Raw genomic sequence first — 17,346 nt, forward strand, 5'->3', positions numbered from 1 at the left:
GCTCAGAATCCGTGGCGTCTGCGGGCGCGACGAGGGCTGGCCACGGCCGGGTCTCGGCGCGTGTGCCGTGCCGAGGTCGCGGAGCCTTCAGGGAGGTCCCACGCCATGTCCGTGGATTGCACCGGGTGCTGTGCCAGGTGGGTGCCCGTGGTGGCGTCGGCCGCCTGCTCCAGCGCTTGCACCATGCGCGCCAGCCGGTCGGCCAGGGTCTCGGTGCTCAGGCGCTCGCGAAAGCGTTCCACCATCAGCGGCAAGGCAAACGGGGTGGGGCGCTCAAGCGCGTGGATGGACAGGGTCTGCGCCTGCATGCCGCGCAGCGTGCGGGCCAGGCGCTCCATGTCCAGCTCGTTGGCCAGCAGCTCGGCGCGGGCCTGGGCCAGCAGCAGGTTGCCGGGGTCGTACTGCGCAAACACGTCGTAGTACAGCGACGACGAGGCCTGCAGCTGGCGGCTGCTGCGCTGTTCGCCCGGGTGGCTCTGGAAGATCAGGCCCGCGATGCGCGCGATCTCGCGAAAGCGCCTGCGCGCCATTTCGGTGGCGTTCAGGCTGGCCAGCACTTCGTCTTCGAGCCCGCTACCGATGGTGGTGTGCGTGCCTTCGCCGATCAGGCGCGGCAGCAGCGCGGGCCAGTCCACGGGCTTGGCCGACAGCAGCTCCAGCCCGTAGTCATTGACCGCGATGGAGAAGGTGTTGGGCACCTGCTGCGACGCGCGCCAGCCCAGCAGCCCGGCCAGGCCCAGGTGCACCAGGCGGCCCGCCAGCGGGTACAGGTACAGGTGCCAGCCCTCGCGCGTGTGCAGGGTTTCGGCCACCAGGCGGCCCGGGGTGGGCAGGGCCGACCACGCCTGCTGCAGCTCCAGCAGTGGCCGGGCGCAGCGCATCTCGGGCGTGGTGAACTGGCCGCGCTCAGCCTGCGCCAGCTGCTCCAGCATCGCATCGGCCAGCGTGTTTGACAGCGGCATGCGCCCGCCGCTCCAGCGCGGCAGCGCAGCGCTGCCCTTGGGGGCGATGCGCACATAGGCCGTCATCTGCTGGGTGCGCACCAGCTCCAGCAGGCGGCCCGCAAACATGAACACATCGCCCTTGCGCAACCGGGCGATAAAGCTCTCTTCCACCGACCCCAGGCGCCCGCCGCTCACGAACTGCACCTGCATGCTGGCATCGCTCACGATGGTGCCGATGTTGCTGCGGTGGCGGCGCGCCAGGCGCGCATCGGGCACGCGCCAGATACCTTCGTCGTCGGGCACCACGCGGTGAAAGTCCGGGTAGGTGGCCAGCGATGAACCGCCCTGGCGCACAAACTGCAGCGCCCACTGCCAGTCGTTATCGGCCAAGGCCGCGTAGGCTGGGGCGCGGCGCACTTCGGCCAGCAGCGCATCGGGCACAAAGCCGCCGCCCAACGCCACGGTGACCAGATGCTGCACCAGCACATCGAGCGGCGCACGCGGCGTGCGCCTGTCTTCAATGTGGCCCTGCGCCAGCGCAAGGCGCGCGGCGGCGGCCTCCACCAGCTCCAGGCTGTGCGTCGGCACCAGCGTGATGCTGGAGCTGCGCTCCGGCGCATGGCCCGAGCGGCCCGCACGCTGCACCAGCCGCGCCACGCCCTTGGCCGAACCGATCTGCAGCACCTGCTCCACCGGCAAAAAGTCCACGCCCAGGTCCAGGCTCGATGTGCACACCACGGCCTTGAGCTGCCCGGCTTTGAGGCCTTGCTCCACCCAGTCGCGCACCTCATGCCCGAGCGACCCATGATGCAGCGCAATGGTGCCGGCCCAGTCGGGCCGTGCCTCCAGCAGCGCCTGGTACCAGCGCTCTGCTTGCGACCGGGTGTTGGTGAACACCAAGGTGGACGCTGCCGCTTCGATCGACTGCACCACCTGCGGCAGCAGGCTCAGCCCCATGTGGCCCGCCCAGGCAAAGCGGTCGGCCCGCGCGGGCAGCATCACCTGCACCTCCAGCCGCTTGTCGATGCGGCCTTGCACCAGCACGGCGGGCGGCGGCTGTGGCGCTTCCGCCGTGCTGGGCAAGGGCTGGGGCAGCAAGGTGTGCAGGGCCTCCTCCAGGTTACCCAGCGTGGCCGACATGCCCCACACCTGCAGCGCCGGGTTCCACCCCGACAGGCGCGCCAGCGCCAGTTGCACCTGCACGCCGCGTTTGTTGCCCACCAGCTCGTGCCACTCGTCCACCACCACCAGGCGCACGCTGGCCAGGCGCTCGCGCGCATCGGCGCGGGCCAGCAGCAGCGAGACGCTTTCTGGGGTGGTCACCAGCAACGTGGGCAGGCGGCGGTCTTGCGCGGCGCGCTCGCCGCTGGCCGTGTCGCCCGTGCGCAGGCCGCTGGTCCAGTCGGGCGCGAGGTCGGGCAGCGGTGCCTGCAGGGCGCGCAGCGAATCAGCAGCCAATGCGCGCATGGGCGTGATCCACAGCACGGTGAGGGGTGGTGCCGCAGCGCGGCGGGTGCGCAGCGCGGTGCGGGCGTTGGGGGCTTCTTCGGGCGCTGGTGCTGCATCGGCCCGCGCCAGATGCTGCAGCGCGCCCAGCCACACCGCATAGGTCTTGCCCGCGCCCGTGGTGGCGTGCAGCAGGCCCGAGCGGTCCTCGCCCATCGCGCGCCACACGTCTTGCTGGAAGCCGAAGGGCTGCCACCCGCGCGCCGCCATCCAGGCGGCTGCGGCACTCGGTGCCACCGGGGGCAGGGGCTTGCGCGGGCGGCGTGTCGTGCTCATATGGCCGCGTCCTGCCCCGGCAGCAGTGCCATCAGCGTTTGCAAGGTATCGGCCTCGGCCACGGGTTTGTCTTGCCGCCAGCGCAGCATGCGCGGAAAGCGCACCGCAATGCCGCTCTTGTGGCGCGGGCTGCGCGCAATGCCTTCGAAGCCCAGCTCAAACACCAGCGTCGCATCCACGCTGCGCACGGGCCCGAAGCTCTCGCGCGTGGTCTTGCGGATGATGGCGTCCACCTGCGCAATCTCGGCATCCGTCAGGCCCGAATAGGCCTTGGCAAAGGGCACCAGCTGCCGGTCCGGGTCGTCCTGCGGCCCGGTCCATACGGCAAAGGTGTAGTCGGTGTAGAGGCTTGCGCGGCGGCCGTGGCCGCGCTGGGCGTAGATGAGCACGGCGTCCACGCTCATGGGATCGATCTTCCACTTCCACCACACGCCCACATCCTTGGTGCGGCCCACGCCGTAGTGGGCGCTGCGGTGCTTGAGCATGAAGCCCTCGGTGCCCATGCTGCGCGCGGCCTCGCGCTGGCGTGCCAGGTCTTGCCAGTCGGCGCCATGCAGCAACTCGCTCAGTTGCAAGGTCTTGTGCGGTGCGGGTGCGATGGTGGTGTCATCACGCTGTTGCAGCGTGGCCTCCAGCAGCGTACGGCGGGCCTGCTGCGGCTCTTGGCGCAGGTCCTGCCCGGCGTGTTCGAGCAGGTCGTAGGCCACCAGCACCACGGGCAGCTCGCGCAACAGCTTGGGGGTCAGCGTCTTGCGGCCCAGGCGCTTTTGCAGGTCGGCAAAGGGGCGGGGCTGGGGCTCGCCCGGCAGCCACACCAGAATCTCGCCATCAACCACTGTGCCGTCAGGGAGCTGCTCCATCGCGGCCTCGGCCAGTTCGGGGAAGCGGTCGGTCACCAGCTCTTCGCCGCGGGACCAGATCCACACCGCACCGTCCCGGCGCACGATCTGCGCGCGGATGCCGTCCCACTTCCATTCCACCAGCCAGTCACCTGGCGTGCCCAGCAGTGCGGGCATCTCGGCCACGGGCTGGTTGAACGGGTGGGCCAAAAAGAACGGGTAGGGCTGGCCTGCATCGGCAGCATCCTGCGCGCTTGCCTCGTCGTCCACCGGCGCGATCAGCGCCTGGTAGTCGCTGGCCTGCGGCTGCCGGCCGATCTGCGTGTAGCCCATCAGCCGGTGGGCGATGCGCTTGGGGTCCAGCGCGCTCACCGTGGCCAGCGCCTGCGTCACCTGCAGGCGCGACACCCCCACGCGGAAGTTGCCGGTGATGAGCTTGAAGTACACAAAGCGCTGCTCGGGCGCCAGCATGTCCCATTGCGTGCGCAGCCGGGTATCGGCGTCACCCTGCGGCAGGGTGCGCAGGGGCAGCAGCTGGGCCATCCATTCGGCCAGAGTCAGTTCAATGGGCTGGGCGGGCGGGGGCAGCAGCAAGGCCAAGGTTTCGGCCAGGTCGCCGACGGCCTGGTAGCTCTCTTCAAACAGCCACTCGGGCAGGCCCGCAGCCTCTTGCGCCAGCGCTTTCAGGCGCTTGGTGGGCACCATCTGGCGCGGCTTGCCGCCTGCCAGAAAGTACGTGGCCCAGGCTGCATCGGCGGGCGGTGCCACGCGCAGGTAAGCCACCAGCGCCGCGAGTTTGGCCGACTGCGCGGTGGTGGCGTCGAGCGCCTGGAACAGCTGGGCAAAGGCCCTCATGGCGCGGCCTCGGGTTGCGTGCCCGGCTCCTCAGCAGGGGCCGAAGGGACCATTGTGTTGGCGTCGTCCTCGTTGTCGTCGGCGCCGTATTCAGTCTTGAACACCTGCGCGTCCAGACCCTGTTCGCACAGCCAGCGCACCATCACCTCGGTGCTGCCGTGAGTGACGATGACGCGCTCGGCCCCGGTGGCGCCGATGGCCTTTTGCAGGCTGGGCCAGTCGGCGTGGTCGCTCATCACAAAGCCCCGGTCCACGCCCCGGCGGCGGCGCGCGCCGCGCACCAGCATCCAGCCGCTGGCAAACGCGTCGGAGTGTTCGCCAAACCGCTTGAGCCACGGTGTGCCCGCTGCCGAGGGCGGTGCCAGCACGAGCGCGCGTTTCAGGTCCGCCTTGGTCAGGCCCGGGTCCGTCACGCGCAGCGTGGGCGGCAGCGCCACACCGGCCGCGCGGTACACGGCGTTGAGCGGCTCCACCGCGCCGTGCACCACGATGGGTCCGATGCTGGCGTCCACCCCATGCAGCAGCCGCTGCGCCTTGCCAAATGCGTAGGCATAGAGCACGCTGGCCTTGCCCGCCGCTGCGTTGGCTGCCCACCAGGCATTGATGTCGGCAAACAGCGCGGGTTGCGATGGCCAGCGGTAGATGGGCAGTCCAAAAGTCGATTCGGTGATGAAGGTGTGGCAGCGCACGGGCTCAAAGGGCGGGCAGGTGCCGTCGTCTTCGAGCTTGTAGTCGCCCGAGGCCACCCACACCTGGCCAGCGTGCTCGATGCGCACCTGTGCCGACCCCAGCACATGGCCTGCGGGGTGCAGCGACACCCGCACGCCGTGGTGGTCGATGACCTCGGCATAGGCCAGCGTCTGCAGCGCGATGTCCGCCCCCAGCCGGTTGCGCAGCGTGCCCGCGCTGTCGGTATGCGCCAAGTAGTGGGCCGAGCCCATGCGTGCGTGGTCCGAGTGCGCATGCGTGATCACCGCCCGGCTGACGGGCCGCCACGGGTCAATGTAGAAGTCCCCGGGCGGGCAGTACAGGCCTTCGGGGCGGTGGACGATCAGGTCGCTGCTGGGCATGGGCAAGGAAGCATCGTAGGCGGCACGCAAAAGCCGGGGTGGGGTCCGGGGTTTGCGGCGCGGGCATTTGCGTCGAGAATATGAATAAAAACAACCTCCAGCGCATACCCATATTGCGCTAACAGCTATCAATAACGGAGCAACACACGGCGATCACCTTTACTGCCGATTACGCGTTGCTATGCTCATCATCCTGCGCACAGCCCCGCTGTCTGCAGGCCAAAACCGCTTTGTCTTGCGGTACCAGATCGTGGCCGTGCAACGTCACCGGCCGGGCACCTCAGGGAGCACACCATGCGCGATGTGGGCAGGTTTCTGCGTTTCATGCTGGGGACATCCGCTGTCCTTTGGCCACTGCTGACCTGGGCCCAGGCTGCAGGTAGCCCGCCCCCGCGCACCAACGCCTTCAACGACCCGTTCGTGCAGGTCACCCGCGCGCTGCCGCAATGCCCCGTGCCGGAGGGCCCGCTGTACACCGAGGCTGAGGTGCGCGAACTGGCCCATGTGCGCTCACAGCACGGCGGCAGCTGCCACCGCGTGGGGCGCTGCCGTCTGCCCAACTCCTACCTGTACGACGCCGAGATCATCCCGCGCGTGCAGCGCTACATCCAGCAGGACGGGCGCTTTGACGACACCAGCGTGTGGGTGCTGGGAGAGCGGCGGCTGGTGACGCTGATGGGCTGCGTGCGCTCGCAGGAACAGGCCGAAGCGCTGGAGAAGGCCGTGTGGCTGGTGGACGACGTGATGGGGGTGATCAACCTGTTGCAGGTGGGGACCGAGCGGGGCGGTGTGCGCTACCCGACCTCGAAGCGGTGAAGGGAAGCGATCCTGCCGCGAAAGCGGGCGAAAACGCCTATAGACGCGCGGGCGCTTCAGATGAACAAGGTGGACAACATGTGCATCGGCACAGGCAGGCAGGCCGGGCGTGGCATCCGTCGCCTCGAAGAAGTCCGCGCCTTGCTGGGCGGGACGGATGGACGAAAAGATGGGTGGAAAATGCGGCCGGGTGATGTGGTGCTTCGCCTTGCATTCTTCGCAGGCATGCAGCTTGGGAACAAATTGGTGGTTCTTGCGTGAACCCACTGGGCCCAGGGTGTCCCACACGACGCGTGAAGCTTCGGCCGACACCGGTTTGCAGTGGCCGCGCCAATCGACATTGCCCAGAACTGCCACGTAGAAGCCGAGAAGGTTTGACACGAGATCTTCTTCGCTGAAGCCGCTGTCTGTGAAGGCGGAGAGCGAGGCCTGGACATCCTCAAATCCCATCGATACTTCTTTGAAGATGGCCAGCGCCACAGATCGCTGGGTGGCCAGCGGCAGCCCCTTGCGGATGAAATAGAACTTCGCGAAATCGCGCGAGAGGCCGAATTTGCGCATTCCCTGCCGGTACATCACCACATGGTGGTCCGGACGCCCGGTGACCTGCAAGCCACGCTCCAGCGACACGTCCTTCCATAGATAGGCGGCGCTCGCATGGCGGTTTGCCGGTTACTCGACCGACACAAGGTGACCTATATCGATCCAGCCGCAATTGCACGTGTAGATGAGGCGATTGGGAATGTCAGAGCGAGATGACATGGATGTTCAACGAGGAAGTGGTGAAGAAGAAGGCCGCCCCTTGTGGGAGGGCTGTGTCTTGGGACGAATCAATCAAAGTGAGTGATTTCAAAGCGGATCGACGGGGCGCCCGCATCACTGTCCTGGTAGGTAGTCAACAGGACCAAATCGTGCTTTTCGGAGGTGTATTGCGCCTCCCTGATTCCCGGAGAGACGGTGTTCTTGTTGCTGACCACCGTCGGGTCATTGCCGCCGGTGCTGACGGAGTGCAGGGCCAAGTTTTGCAGTTGCCGGGTCATTTCGTCCCACACCGCATCGGCGGTGTCAGGCGGCACCTTGAAGCTCAATTGCGATTGGGCCGGCTTGTTCCCATCACCGACCGAGCCGAAGTATTCGCGGCCCTGTGCGCCGTCCGGCACCTGGACATCGCGGACCAGTGATGAGATGCCCAGGTAGTACACGGGCGAGCCGGGCCGCGTCACGTAGTCCTCTACGGCAAAGAGATAGCCCAGCGTGGTCATCGCAGCTAGGAGAAGTGAAGCAGCGACAACGGCGGCCAGTCGAAAGACAGCGCGGAGGGTTGGCTCTGGCATTGTGGGATTGGAGTTGTGCAGAGGGGGCCAGTGATTCTGGCCGTGCATTCCAAGGTGGCGATGTAAGAGATGTAATGGACCGTTTTCCTCCTCGGTTGGTTGGCATGCCATGTACATTGTTTGCCCTCTCCTCGTGCCGTGGGAACACCATCCAAGGGATTTCCATATCCGCAGAAGAGGGGAGGTATTGCACATTGCGTGCTACCAACAACTTAGAGGTTTGTATGCCATTACGTTTTCATCGTTTCTCGCGGTTATCAGTCCCCGCATTGGCGGCTGTTTTGACATGCACGGTGCCCACCATGGCTTGGGCAAAACCCTTCAAGTGGGCAGGCTCCAGCGACATCCAGACCATGGACATCCACTCGCAAAACAGCGCCCTGGGCAACGGCATCCACGCGGCGGTGTACGAGTCGCTGGTGATGTTCAACAGCCGCACGCTCAAGGTCGAGCCGCTCTTGGCCACATCCTGGCAGCAGGTCACGCCCACACAAATGCGCTTCAAACTTCGCCAGGCGGTGAAGTTCAGTGATGGCTCGACCATGACGGCCGACGACGTGGTCTATTCGCTGCAGCGCGCTATGAGCAAGACCTCCACGTATTCCATCTACACCCAGGGCATGGACCGCATCGCCAAGGTGGATGGCGAGACCATCGACATTTTCCTGAAGAACCCCAACCCCGTGTTGCTGAATCAGTTGACCGAGCTGCGCGTGATGAGCAAGGCCTGGGCCGAGAAGAACAATTCGGTGGAGCCCAAGGACATCAAGGCCAAGGACGAAACCTATTCGCACCGCAATGCCATGGGCACCGGGCCGTTTGTGCTCAAGGAATGGGTGCCCGACCAGAAGATCGTGTTCACCGCCAACCCCAATTGGTGGAACGCGGGCAAGGCCGAAGGCAACGTGACCGAGATCACCTACACCCCCATCAAATCCGAAGCCACACGCATCGCAGCGCTGCTGTCGGGCGAGGTAGACATGGTGCGCGACACCAGCATCCAGGATTTGGCCCGCATCAAGGCCAACCCCCAGCTCAAGGTCATGGAGATGGTGGAGAACCGTACGGTGTACCTGGCCATGGACCAGTTCCGCGACGAGCTGCCCGGCGGCAACATCAAAGGCAAGAACCCGCTCAAGGACCTGCGCGTGCGCAAGGCGCTCTACCAGGCCATCGACAGCGCCACGCTGCAGCGCGTGACCATGCGCGGCGTGTCCAAGCCCACGGGCGCCATGGTGTCGCCGCTGGTGAACGGATGGACGGAAGCCGTGGACCAGCGCCTGCCGTACGACGCTAACGCCGCGAGGGCATTGCTGGCCGAGGCGGGCTACAAGGACGGCTTCGAGGTGGACTTTGCCTGCAGCAACAACGCCATCGTGCAGGACGAAGAGCTGTGCCAGGCCATCACTTCCATGTGGTCGCGCGTTGGTGTGAAGGCCCGGCTGCGCACGCTGCCCGCTGTCACCTACTACCCCATGGCACAGCGGCACGAGGCCAGCATTGCGCTACTCAGCTGGGGTGTGCCCACGTTCGATGCGCTGTACACCCTGCAATCACTCGTCCGCACCAAGACCACGGGCGGCGACGGCAACTACAACCTGGGCCGCTACACCAATGAACGCATGGACTACATCGTGGACCGTGTGAAGACCGAAACCGACCTGCCCGTGCGCAACCGCTTGCTCACCGAAGGCCTGCAGCTACAGAACGACACCGTGGCACACATCCCTCTGCACAACCAGATGCTGGCGTGGGCCATGAAGAAAAACGTGGAGCTGGTGCAGCGGCCGGACAACCGGATTGACTGGCGCTTGATAAAACTCAACTGAGCCCGGCGCCCCTGCGCAGACTTCTCTCCCAGTGGCCGTGAATATGTGTGGCCATTTCAGCGGCCTCACGTCCGCTGTACTGGGGCACGGAACAGGGTCGCACCGGTTGCGCAGTGTGCAGCGGCTTTTTTTGTGCTCAGCGCGCAGGCTGCAGCATGATGATGGCCATGCCCGCCAGCGCCACCAGCACCCCTGCCACGTCCCATGCCGTAGGCCGGATCCCATCCACCACCCACAGCCACGCCAGCGCCACACCGATATAGACCCCGCCATAGGCCGCGTAGACGCGGCCGGCGCCTGCGGTGTCGTGCAGCGAGAGCAGCCACGCGAACAGCGCGAGGCTCAGCGCCGCCGGCAGCAGCAGCCACGCTGGCTTGCCGTGCTTGAGCCAGAGCCAGGGCAGATAGCAGCCCACTATTTCGGCGAGGGCCGTGGCAATGAAGAGCAATAGGGTATTGGCCATTGCGAGAGTATGAATGTCTTCATCGGGGCAAAGGAGCGTGAGACGCGAAGCTGTTTTTGAGGGCTTGTCCGAATTTTCGTGTGTGAGGCTCATTGAACCTTCACCGATTTTGTGAAGCTGGTTGAAGATCTTACGTGCTCGATTTCGTGAACCGGTCTTCGTAGAGGATCGCAAACTGGTTCATCGCTGATTTCCAGTTGTTGGCCGCCCGCCCCCAGTCCTCGGTGATGTTGCGCAGTACCAGCCAGATCAGCTTGGTGGCCGCGTCGTCGCTAGGGAAATGTCCTCTGGTCTTGATGATCTTGCGCAGCCGCGCATTCACGCTCTCAATTGCGTTGGTCGTGTAGATCACGCGCCGTACCTCGGGCGGGAAGGCAAAGAACGGGATGACCTTGTCCCAGGCCCTGCGCCAGGCGCTGGCGACAGTGGGGAACTTCTGCCCCCACGGCCCAGCCTCGAATGCGTGCAACTCGGCCTCGGCCGCTTCGGCGTTGACCGCTGTGTAGATCGGCTTGATGGCCGCGGCCAGCGCCTTGCGATCCTTCCATGACGCAAAGTCCAGGCTGCCCCGGATCAGGTGCACGATGCAGGTTTGCAGCGTGGTGGCCGGGAACACCGCTCCCAGCGCCTCTGGCATGCCTTTGAGGCCGTCGGTGACAGCGATCAGGATGTCGTTGACCCCGCGGGTCTTCAGATCGTTGAAGACCTTCATCCAGAACTTGGCCCCTTCTGTGTTCTCAATCCAGATGCCGAGGATGTCGCGGCTGCCGTCTGGCAGCACGCCCAGCGCCAGGTACACAGCCTTGGAGCGCACTACGGCGTCCTCGCGAATCTTGACCCTCAAGGCGTCGAAGAACACGACCGGGTACATCGACTCCAGCGGGCGTGTCTGCCAGGCCGTGACCTCGCTCATCACCTCGTCGGTGACGCGGCTGATGAGGTCGGGCGAGACGTCCACCGAGTACATCTCGGCCAGAAAGCCCTGGATCTCGCGCACCGTCATGCCGCGCGCGTACATGGCGATGATCTTGTCATCAAAGCCCGTGAAGCGCCGCTCGTGCTTGCCGATGAGCTGCGGCTCGAACGTGCCCTCGCGGTCGCGGGGAACGTCGATGCGTAAGGCCCCCACGTCGGTCAGCACGGTCTTGGCGCTCTTGCCGTTGCGGTGATTGGCCGCCGCCCCTTCGGGCTTGGCCTGACCGGGCGCGTAGCCCAGGTGATGGCTCATCTCGGCGCCCAGCGCCCGCTCAAGCACCGATTTCTTGAACTGCTGAAAGATACCCTCCAGCTCGGCCGGTGTCACCGGCCCGGGGATGAGTTGCTCGAGCAACTCGGCTGAGAATTGCGGCTGCGCCGCCTTGTCCGCTGATGCGGTGGTCTTCGTCTTGCGTGGCATTCATGCTCCTTGTTGACATGCTATGCCTCACACACAAAATTTCTGACAGGCTCGTTTTTGATTGACCGCGCGAAGCGCTGGCCTCGGTTTGGTGGGTTTACCCGCCAAACCGAGGCCATAGCTCCCTCTCTCACCCCGGATAGCTACACTCGCGCGAATCATGGGGTGTCTCCGGTTGCTTGTTGTAGCTCCCTCTCTCACCCCGGATAGCTACACTCAAACAGGTGCCAGCGTCCCTTTGCTTGTGAGTTGTAGCTCCCTCTCTCACCCCGGATAGCTACACTCTCAGGCCCTTGCGTTGCACGTTGCCCATTCGTTGTAGCTCCCTCTCTCACCCCGGATAGCTACACTCCACCACGGGCAGCGGGCCGCAGGTAACGGGGTTGTAGCTCCCTCTCTCACCCCGGATAGCTACACTCTCGGTGCTGTGCACCTGGCGCGAGTCCGTCGTTGTAGCTCCCTCTCTCACCCCGGATAGCTACACTCTTGGTATCCGGTGTAGAGGGCTTCGCCGCCCGTTGTAGCTCCCTCTCTCACCCCGGATAGCTACACTCGCGGCGGCCGATGGCGTGGCCGTGCAGGACGTTGTAGCTCCCTCTCTCACCCCGGATAGCTACACTGGCAAGTGCGGGTGAGCCGGTGGCAATCCGGTTGTAGCTCCCTCTCTCACCCCGGATAGCTACACTCCATTGAGCCCGTCACCAAGATCACTGCGCAGTTGTAGCTCCCTCTCTCACCCCGGATAGCTACACTCCTTATGCCGAATTTCGCCCCGCTTTAGCGGGTTGTAGCTCCCTCTCTCACCCCGGATAGCTACACTCTGGAGAACGGCCAAGGGCAGCAGCAAAGAGGTTGTAGCTCCCTCTCTCACCCCGGATAGCTACACTCCGGCACGCTGGAGGCCATCCCCGGAGGCCCGTTGTAGCTCCCTCTCTCACCCCGGATAGCTACACTCCGGGGTCTGCTGGGGTGCGGGCGTCGCTCCGTTGTAGCTCCCTCTCTCACCCCGGATAGCTACACTCTCAGCGCGGCGTCAATCGTGTCCACGGGTGGTTGTAGCTCCCTCTCTCACCCCGGATAGCTACACTCGATACCCACCAGATTGCGTGCATCAGACACGTTGTAGCTCCCTCTCTCACCCCGGATAGCTACACTCCAGCTATCTTTCTACCACCCTTACGGTGCAGTTGTAGCTCCCTCTCTCACCCCGGATAGCTACACTCCATTGAACCGGTGACCAAGATCACAGCGCAGTTGTAGCTCCCTCTCTCACCCCGGATAGCTACACTCTGGCCCCCTTGAAACCCGCTCCAGGCCTGGCTTGGAGCGGGTTTCCGTTTTGAAAAACGGCTTTTCAAAACAGCGCAATCTGGGCTGCATTCACCTTTTTTTCCTGAAACAGCGGCAGTCCGACCAGCATCTTCATGCTGGCAAACTGTTTTTCGGTCACTGTCAATACCCGCACAGAGCCTTCTGGGGGCAGGTTCGCGAGCAAGCGCTTCATGTGTTTCTCTTCGGCGTCGCTGCCGTTCAAGATGCGGCCATACACCGAGTACTGGATCATGTCGTAGCCGTCGTTGAGCAAAAAGCGGCGGAACACGGTGTAGGCGCGGCGTTCGGCCTTGGTCACCACGGGCAAGTCGAAGAACACCATCATGCGCATGAATCGTCTCGTGGCCTGGCCCATGGTGGCGATATTGAAGTTCTGCTACGGCTACATCTCAAAGCTGTGCTGGGTCAGGCCTATCAGTGTTGGCAGCTCAAGCACCTGCTCGCTGCCACCATTTAGCAGCCTGGCCAGCGACTCTGCTGCTTGCTCTATGGACGACAGCACACTCATACGTCCCCGCGGCATGGCCACGTCTACGTTCAGAAGGCCCACCAGGGCTACCTTGTCAGCGGGTCGCAATTCACCGTCCGTCTCAGCAGCGCAGGTTTGCGCCACGTGCAAGTCCACTATGGCGCGGTAGGGCTCTATCAGGTCGTCAGCCAGGTTGAAGGCGTTTTGCTCGCTGCAGTGAAATAGCCCCACGCTGGGCAGCAAGCCATGAGCGACCAGCGCCCGGGCACAGGCACCACGCATCACGGCGTAGCCATAGTCCAGTGCGGCGTTGATCCAGCCCTCTTGGCTGCGGTGGAAGCTGCGACCAAACAGTTGCGGAAAGTAGTACGCGCTGGCTTGCGCCTCCATATTTCCGGTGTCGCCCGAGCGCACCCGACGCGCATACGAAGCCAGGCGGTCAGCTCCGGCCACCGCCAGCAGTTGCATGCACCGGGCTTGGTTGTCGATTTTGCTTTGCACGATGGTGGCCCAGGCGCGCTTGGCGGTGGGCTTGTCAATGCTCAGCTGCAGGCGCTGCATGCGGGTGGCCCGGCTGTGCTGCAGAAAGGGCAAGAACACGCCATTGGGCTGGTGGTTGTCGCCCGTGCTGTACATGCCAATGCCGTATTCGGCGCAGGCCGAGAGCACGGGGTGCGTGAGCGTAATTTCACGGTGGTTGAGCACGATCACCGCGATGTCTTCAAACGGTACGCGGGCCGATTGCTCTTGCTCCACCACCAGCGCGAAATGCTCGCGCTTGAGCTTGGCGGGCTTGCTGACGATGACGCTACGCCAGACCATGGCGCTGCTCCGGACGGGAGGGGTGGATGTGACCAAGCACATCAACGTTCAATTTCTCAAAAGATAGAGCGGTTTTGACTCCAATGCCTTCGATCGCTCCCACTTTGGTGCTCACCGTATTTCGGTCATGCAGCCACAGGTTGATATTGCCCGTGCCTCGGTGACAACTGCCAAAGTAGCCCGTCAGTGCCGCTTTGCCCTTTTGTTGGACGCGAACGAGATCGTTAGGAAACAACGAGTACAAAAACTCAAAACTCTCATCCACCAACGTCCACTCTTCCTCGTCCTTGAACGCAACAATTGCCCGGTTGGGCAAGCCAGTCACCCGATGGTGCACATACACCGGCACCAAGTGGAACTTGCCCGCCTTGGTGAACACGTCCACACGCAGCATGGTGTCGTTCTTGGCAATACCACCGCGAACAGGAATGCCACTGAGCTTGTCGATCACCAGCTTGACGGTGCGCACGATGGGGCCTGTGGGGTCGCCGCTCTTGCCGGGCTTGTAGAACGGTTGGTCTGGGCCAAACGCTTTGTCCGATTTGCCGCCATGGGCCTCCAGGCGTGCGCGAATCGCTGCATACAGCTTGGCATTGCGGTGCGGGTCTGCCAGATTGTCCAGGTCCTTGAGGCTCAGGCTTGCTAGCGGTACTTTCTGCACCACGCCGCCTTGCTTGCGCAGGCTTTCAGGCTGGGCGTAAATCGTCTCTTTGTGTGCCGCGCCATCGTTTCGCCGCTGGGGCGCGCGTGACACAAACAGCGTGCGCACCTCCAGCAGGTCCTGCGCTGAATACGTACCCAGCCTTTGCAAATCCTCGCGCAACGCCTGCAATTCGTCCGTGTACAAGCGCGTCTGCAGCTCGTGCCTGAAGTGCGCCCAGGGTTCGGGAAAGTGCTGCACACCGCGCGCATGGGCCTCGGGGTTGAGGATCTCGCCAGTTTCCGGGTCAGGGAATCCCTCCTTCAGGTAAGCCACTTCCCGATTGCGTGCGTAGTCGGCCAGGGCTTTCACCATTGCGTGGCTGCAGGCGGCCACCACGGCGGCATCCAGCGCGTGGTGGCGGTCGCTCTCGCTGCGTACCTTGCTCAGGCCCCATCGGGCGCGTAAGAAGGCCGTGAGTTGACCATTGACCACCACGCAGCGCTTGTTGGCATTGCCATCGGCACGCGGTGCCAGCTGCAGGTGTTCTTCTACATAGTTTTTGAAGAACTTGCAGATATAGCGGGTGTCGTTGAGGTTGCGGTCTTTAAAGCCGCTGGCCTCCTCTGGCCCGTAGTTCTTTCGAAGCAAGCGGTTGCGCTTGGCCATGCGGTAGCTCTTGTTGCTGTTGACCCACGCCGCATAGTTGCGCCAGCGGTCGCCGTCCTCGCCGCCAGCAAAGCTGGTCAGGTACTCATACGCCGTGCGGTTGCCCTTGTTCTGGTTCTCGCGCGTCAGCACCAGCACCTTGTTGTTCTTGCTGTCGTCGTAGCTGCGCGAGTAGGGCAGCGCGTGGTCGATCTGCGCGTAGTTGGCATCGTTGAGCACGCGATCAATGTCTAGGCCTTCCAGCGAGTACGCACACTTGCCATGCTGCTCGCGGTAAAGCATCCACTTTTCAAAAACAATGCCCTTGGGACGATAGCCATGGTCTTGTTCAAAGCTCTCTCGCGCCTTGTCATTGCGATCTCTGAATTCCTCCTGCAGTTTTTTGACCTCGCGCCGCTCATCCAGTGGCCGTGACAGATCTCGCGCCATTTCAATGTGCACTGCGGACAGGCTGCCATGCTTCTTGATGATGGCGTTCACCACCTTGCGCGCCTGGTTCAAGGCTCGTAGCACCACGGGGTTGCGCGGCACGTCGATGTCATCGCGGAACACCATGGAGCCGGTGCTGCTGCGTTCGTCCTTGTAAAACGACGGCAGGTAGCGATTTGTGCCCGTGCCCAGCACCACGCGCTGGCTGTGGTGGCCATAGTCGCCGATTTGCGCGACCGCCTCGTCGTAGCGCAAACCACGCTCCATGTGCGGCACGATCTGGAGCAGTGCTTTGAGCGACAACGCGTGAAACTTGTCAAAGCGCAGCCCCAACAAAACGGGTATGACGGCCTGCGCTTGCGGCAGTGCCAGGGCGGCAAGTTCGCGCTCCACTTCGGCATCGTCCTTGTACACGCTGAGTACCCAGCCAACGCTGTCAAGCCACTGCGGCCGTCCGTCCAAGGCTGCCACGCTGATCTGCCGCCAAGCGTCTTGCAGCCCTGCCTTGTTCAGCGCTCTGCGCAAGTCATGCCAAGCGGGTAGCTTTACCAAAGGCTGGTCTTCGGGGTCTTTGGTTTTGCCTGCTTCCTTTTGTGCCTCGCTGGGATAGGCCAGCCCGCCAAATCGGGCAGTGTCGGGTATGTGACCGGCCTTGACGAGCGCAGTCTTGAGCGTTTTGTACTTGAACTGCTCGGTCTGGTAGGGCAGCAGCAGCGCCAATGCGCGCTCGTCCTGCGTCAGAGCACGCGATGCACCGTCCACTATCACGCGCAGGTTGTTCAACCGGGTCAGCCACACATGGCGCTCTGCGGTGAAGCTGGCCTTGGGGGCGCGAAACTCGGCTTTCTCAAAGGTGCAGTGGCCCAGCATTTTGAGCAAGTCTGCGCCCGCTAATGCGGGCTTCTGGTTCCAGAACAGGCCACTCTTGCGGTCGCCGTCGCCGCGCACGCGCGCTTCAAAATCAGCGCTGGCGTACGGGTTGCCAAATCTGCGCTGGTGCTCGAACAGCAGCGCAAACTCTTTGTCGAGCAGGACCCTTGAAAGGGCCTTGTCGTATTCACCGCGCTTGTTGCGCTGGGCGTGCGGAAACTCGGCCAGCACCATTTCCGCTGCAGTGCGATAGCCCTTGCTGGCAAACTTTGCGGCGGTGTCGGCCAGGCCCTTTTTTACGCGGCCGCCTTCGCCCTTGGCATCCCCTTCGGCCTGCATCTCTTCGGCCTTGCTGGCCCAGTGGAATCCCCGGTGTTTGCACAGGTGATAGATCACACGAGCCCACTCTTGGTTTGACAGCAAACGTTCGAGCGCCTCAACGCGCAATTGCCAGGTGGTTACCGAAGCCGATGGCAGCTGTTTGAAAAACGCAGCGCTATCGATCAAGCCTTGCTGTTTGAGCAGCCGCCCCAGCTTGGTTAGGCGCCAGCTTCTGCGGTACAGCCGCCGCCGCAAAAGGCGGGCTTGGCGCCTGGCCAGGTTCAAAGACTCGCCCTCTTTGGCCGTCTCTGCCTTGTCGAAGCAGCGAACGCCAATGTCCACAATGCGTGCCTCGTTCAAGACGGCCCAACCGACCGAAGCAATGCCAATGTCCAGGCCCAGCGTAAGAAATTGATTGATGGGAGGCGTGTCATTTGCCGCTTGATTCATGTGGTCTCCCTGCTAC

The 17,346-nt window shown here is 63.7% G+C and carries 12 protein-coding genes and 1 CRISPR repeat array; of the genes, 3 read left to right on the plus strand and 9 right to left on the minus strand.

Annotated features, from left to right (window positions below; genetic code table 11):
- Window positions 1–2: 2 nt before the first annotated feature.
- The 3 genes from AAFF19_RS01625 to AAFF19_RS01635 are packed head-to-tail and all read right to left on the minus strand — an operon-like array spanning window position 3 to window position 5,490.
- Window positions 3–2,726: a ligase-associated DNA damage response DEXH box helicase gene (locus tag AAFF19_RS01625; RefSeq protein WP_182119351.1), complete on the minus strand. Its 2,724-nt coding sequence runs from the start codon at window positions 2,724–2,726 to the stop codon at window positions 3–5.
- Window positions 2,723–4,420 carry an ATP-dependent DNA ligase gene (locus AAFF19_RS01630; protein WP_182119350.1) on the minus strand — a complete coding sequence of 566 codons (1,698 nt, stop codon included), beginning with the start codon at window positions 4,418–4,420 and terminating at the stop codon, window positions 2,723–2,725. The genes AAFF19_RS01625 and AAFF19_RS01630 overlap by 4 nt, the downstream gene beginning before the upstream one ends.
- The gene (locus AAFF19_RS01635; RefSeq protein ID WP_182119349.1) at window positions 4,417–5,490 is read right to left on the minus strand and encodes a ligase-associated DNA damage response exonuclease; all 1,074 of its coding nucleotides are present in this window, start codon (window positions 5,488–5,490) and stop codon (window positions 4,417–4,419) included. Before AAFF19_RS01635 ends, AAFF19_RS01630 begins: the two co-directional genes overlap by 4 nt.
- 294 nt (window positions 5,491–5,784) lie before the next feature.
- On the opposite strand from AAFF19_RS01635, the gene AAFF19_RS01640 reads away from it, so the two are divergent.
- Together AAFF19_RS01640 and AAFF19_RS01645 are read left to right on the plus strand one after the other, a co-directional pair.
- On the plus strand, window positions 5,785–6,306 hold the full coding sequence (locus AAFF19_RS01640; protein ID WP_182119348.1) for a BON domain-containing protein: 522 nt from the start codon (window positions 5,785–5,787) through the stop codon (window positions 6,304–6,306).
- A gap of 60 nt (window positions 6,307–6,366) precedes the next feature.
- Complete coding sequence (locus AAFF19_RS01645; RefSeq protein WP_008904628.1) at window positions 6,367–6,567, plus strand: hypothetical protein; 201 nt, start codon at window positions 6,367–6,369, stop codon at window positions 6,565–6,567.
- Window positions 6,568–7,136: 569 nt separating this feature from the next.
- Here the strand turns inward: AAFF19_RS01645 and AAFF19_RS01650 are convergent.
- Entirely contained in the window at window positions 7,137–7,568 is a 432-nt protein-coding gene (locus tag AAFF19_RS01650; RefSeq protein ID WP_182119347.1) for a hypothetical protein, read from the minus strand.
- A 374-nt stretch (window positions 7,569–7,942) separates the two neighbouring features.
- On the opposite strand from AAFF19_RS01650, the gene AAFF19_RS01655 reads away from it, so the two are divergent.
- The gene (locus AAFF19_RS01655) at window positions 7,943–9,469 is read left to right on the plus strand and encodes an ABC transporter substrate-binding protein (RefSeq protein WP_246330879.1); all 1,527 of its coding nucleotides are present in this window, start codon (window positions 7,943–7,945) and stop codon (window positions 9,467–9,469) included.
- Between the two features lie 136 nt (window positions 9,470–9,605).
- Here AAFF19_RS01655 and AAFF19_RS01660 read toward each other — a convergent pair whose 3' ends face one another.
- The 5 genes from AAFF19_RS01660 to cas9 all read right to left on the minus strand — a co-directional run bounded on the left by AAFF19_RS01660 (window position 9,606) and on the right by cas9 (window position 17,330).
- Window positions 9,606–9,932: a YnfA family protein gene (locus AAFF19_RS01660; protein ID WP_182119345.1), complete on the minus strand. Its 327-nt coding sequence runs from the start codon at window positions 9,930–9,932 to the stop codon at window positions 9,606–9,608.
- 130 nt (window positions 9,933–10,062) lie between these two features.
- On the minus strand, window positions 10,063–11,328 hold the full coding sequence (locus AAFF19_RS01665) for an IS256 family transposase (protein ID WP_342720204.1): 1,266 nt from the start codon (window positions 11,326–11,328) through the stop codon (window positions 10,063–10,065).
- Between the two features lie 114 nt (window positions 11,329–11,442).
- Window positions 11,443–12,618: direct repeats of the CRISPR family, unit length 37 nt; unit sequence GTTGTAGCTCCCTCTCTCACCCCGGATAGCTACACTC.
- A 64-nt stretch (window positions 12,619–12,682) separates the two neighbouring features.
- Complete coding sequence (gene cas2, locus AAFF19_RS01670; protein ID WP_246330877.1) at window positions 12,683–13,015, minus strand: CRISPR-associated endonuclease Cas2; 333 nt, start codon at window positions 13,013–13,015, stop codon at window positions 12,683–12,685.
- Window positions 13,016–13,042: 27 nt separating this feature from the next.
- The gene (cas1, locus tag AAFF19_RS01675; RefSeq protein ID WP_182119344.1) at window positions 13,043–13,951 is read right to left on the minus strand and encodes a type II CRISPR-associated endonuclease Cas1; all 909 of its coding nucleotides are present in this window, start codon (window positions 13,949–13,951) and stop codon (window positions 13,043–13,045) included.
- The gene (cas9, locus tag AAFF19_RS01680; RefSeq protein WP_182119343.1) at window positions 13,938–17,330 is read right to left on the minus strand and encodes a type II CRISPR RNA-guided endonuclease Cas9; all 3,393 of its coding nucleotides are present in this window, start codon (window positions 17,328–17,330) and stop codon (window positions 13,938–13,940) included. Before cas9 ends, cas1 begins: the two co-directional genes overlap by 14 nt.
- Window positions 17,331–17,346: the final 16 nt, after the last annotated feature.

This window comes from Acidovorax sp. FHTAMBA (assembly GCF_038958875.1).
GTDB lineage: Bacteria > Pseudomonadota > Gammaproteobacteria > Burkholderiales > Burkholderiaceae_C > Acidovorax.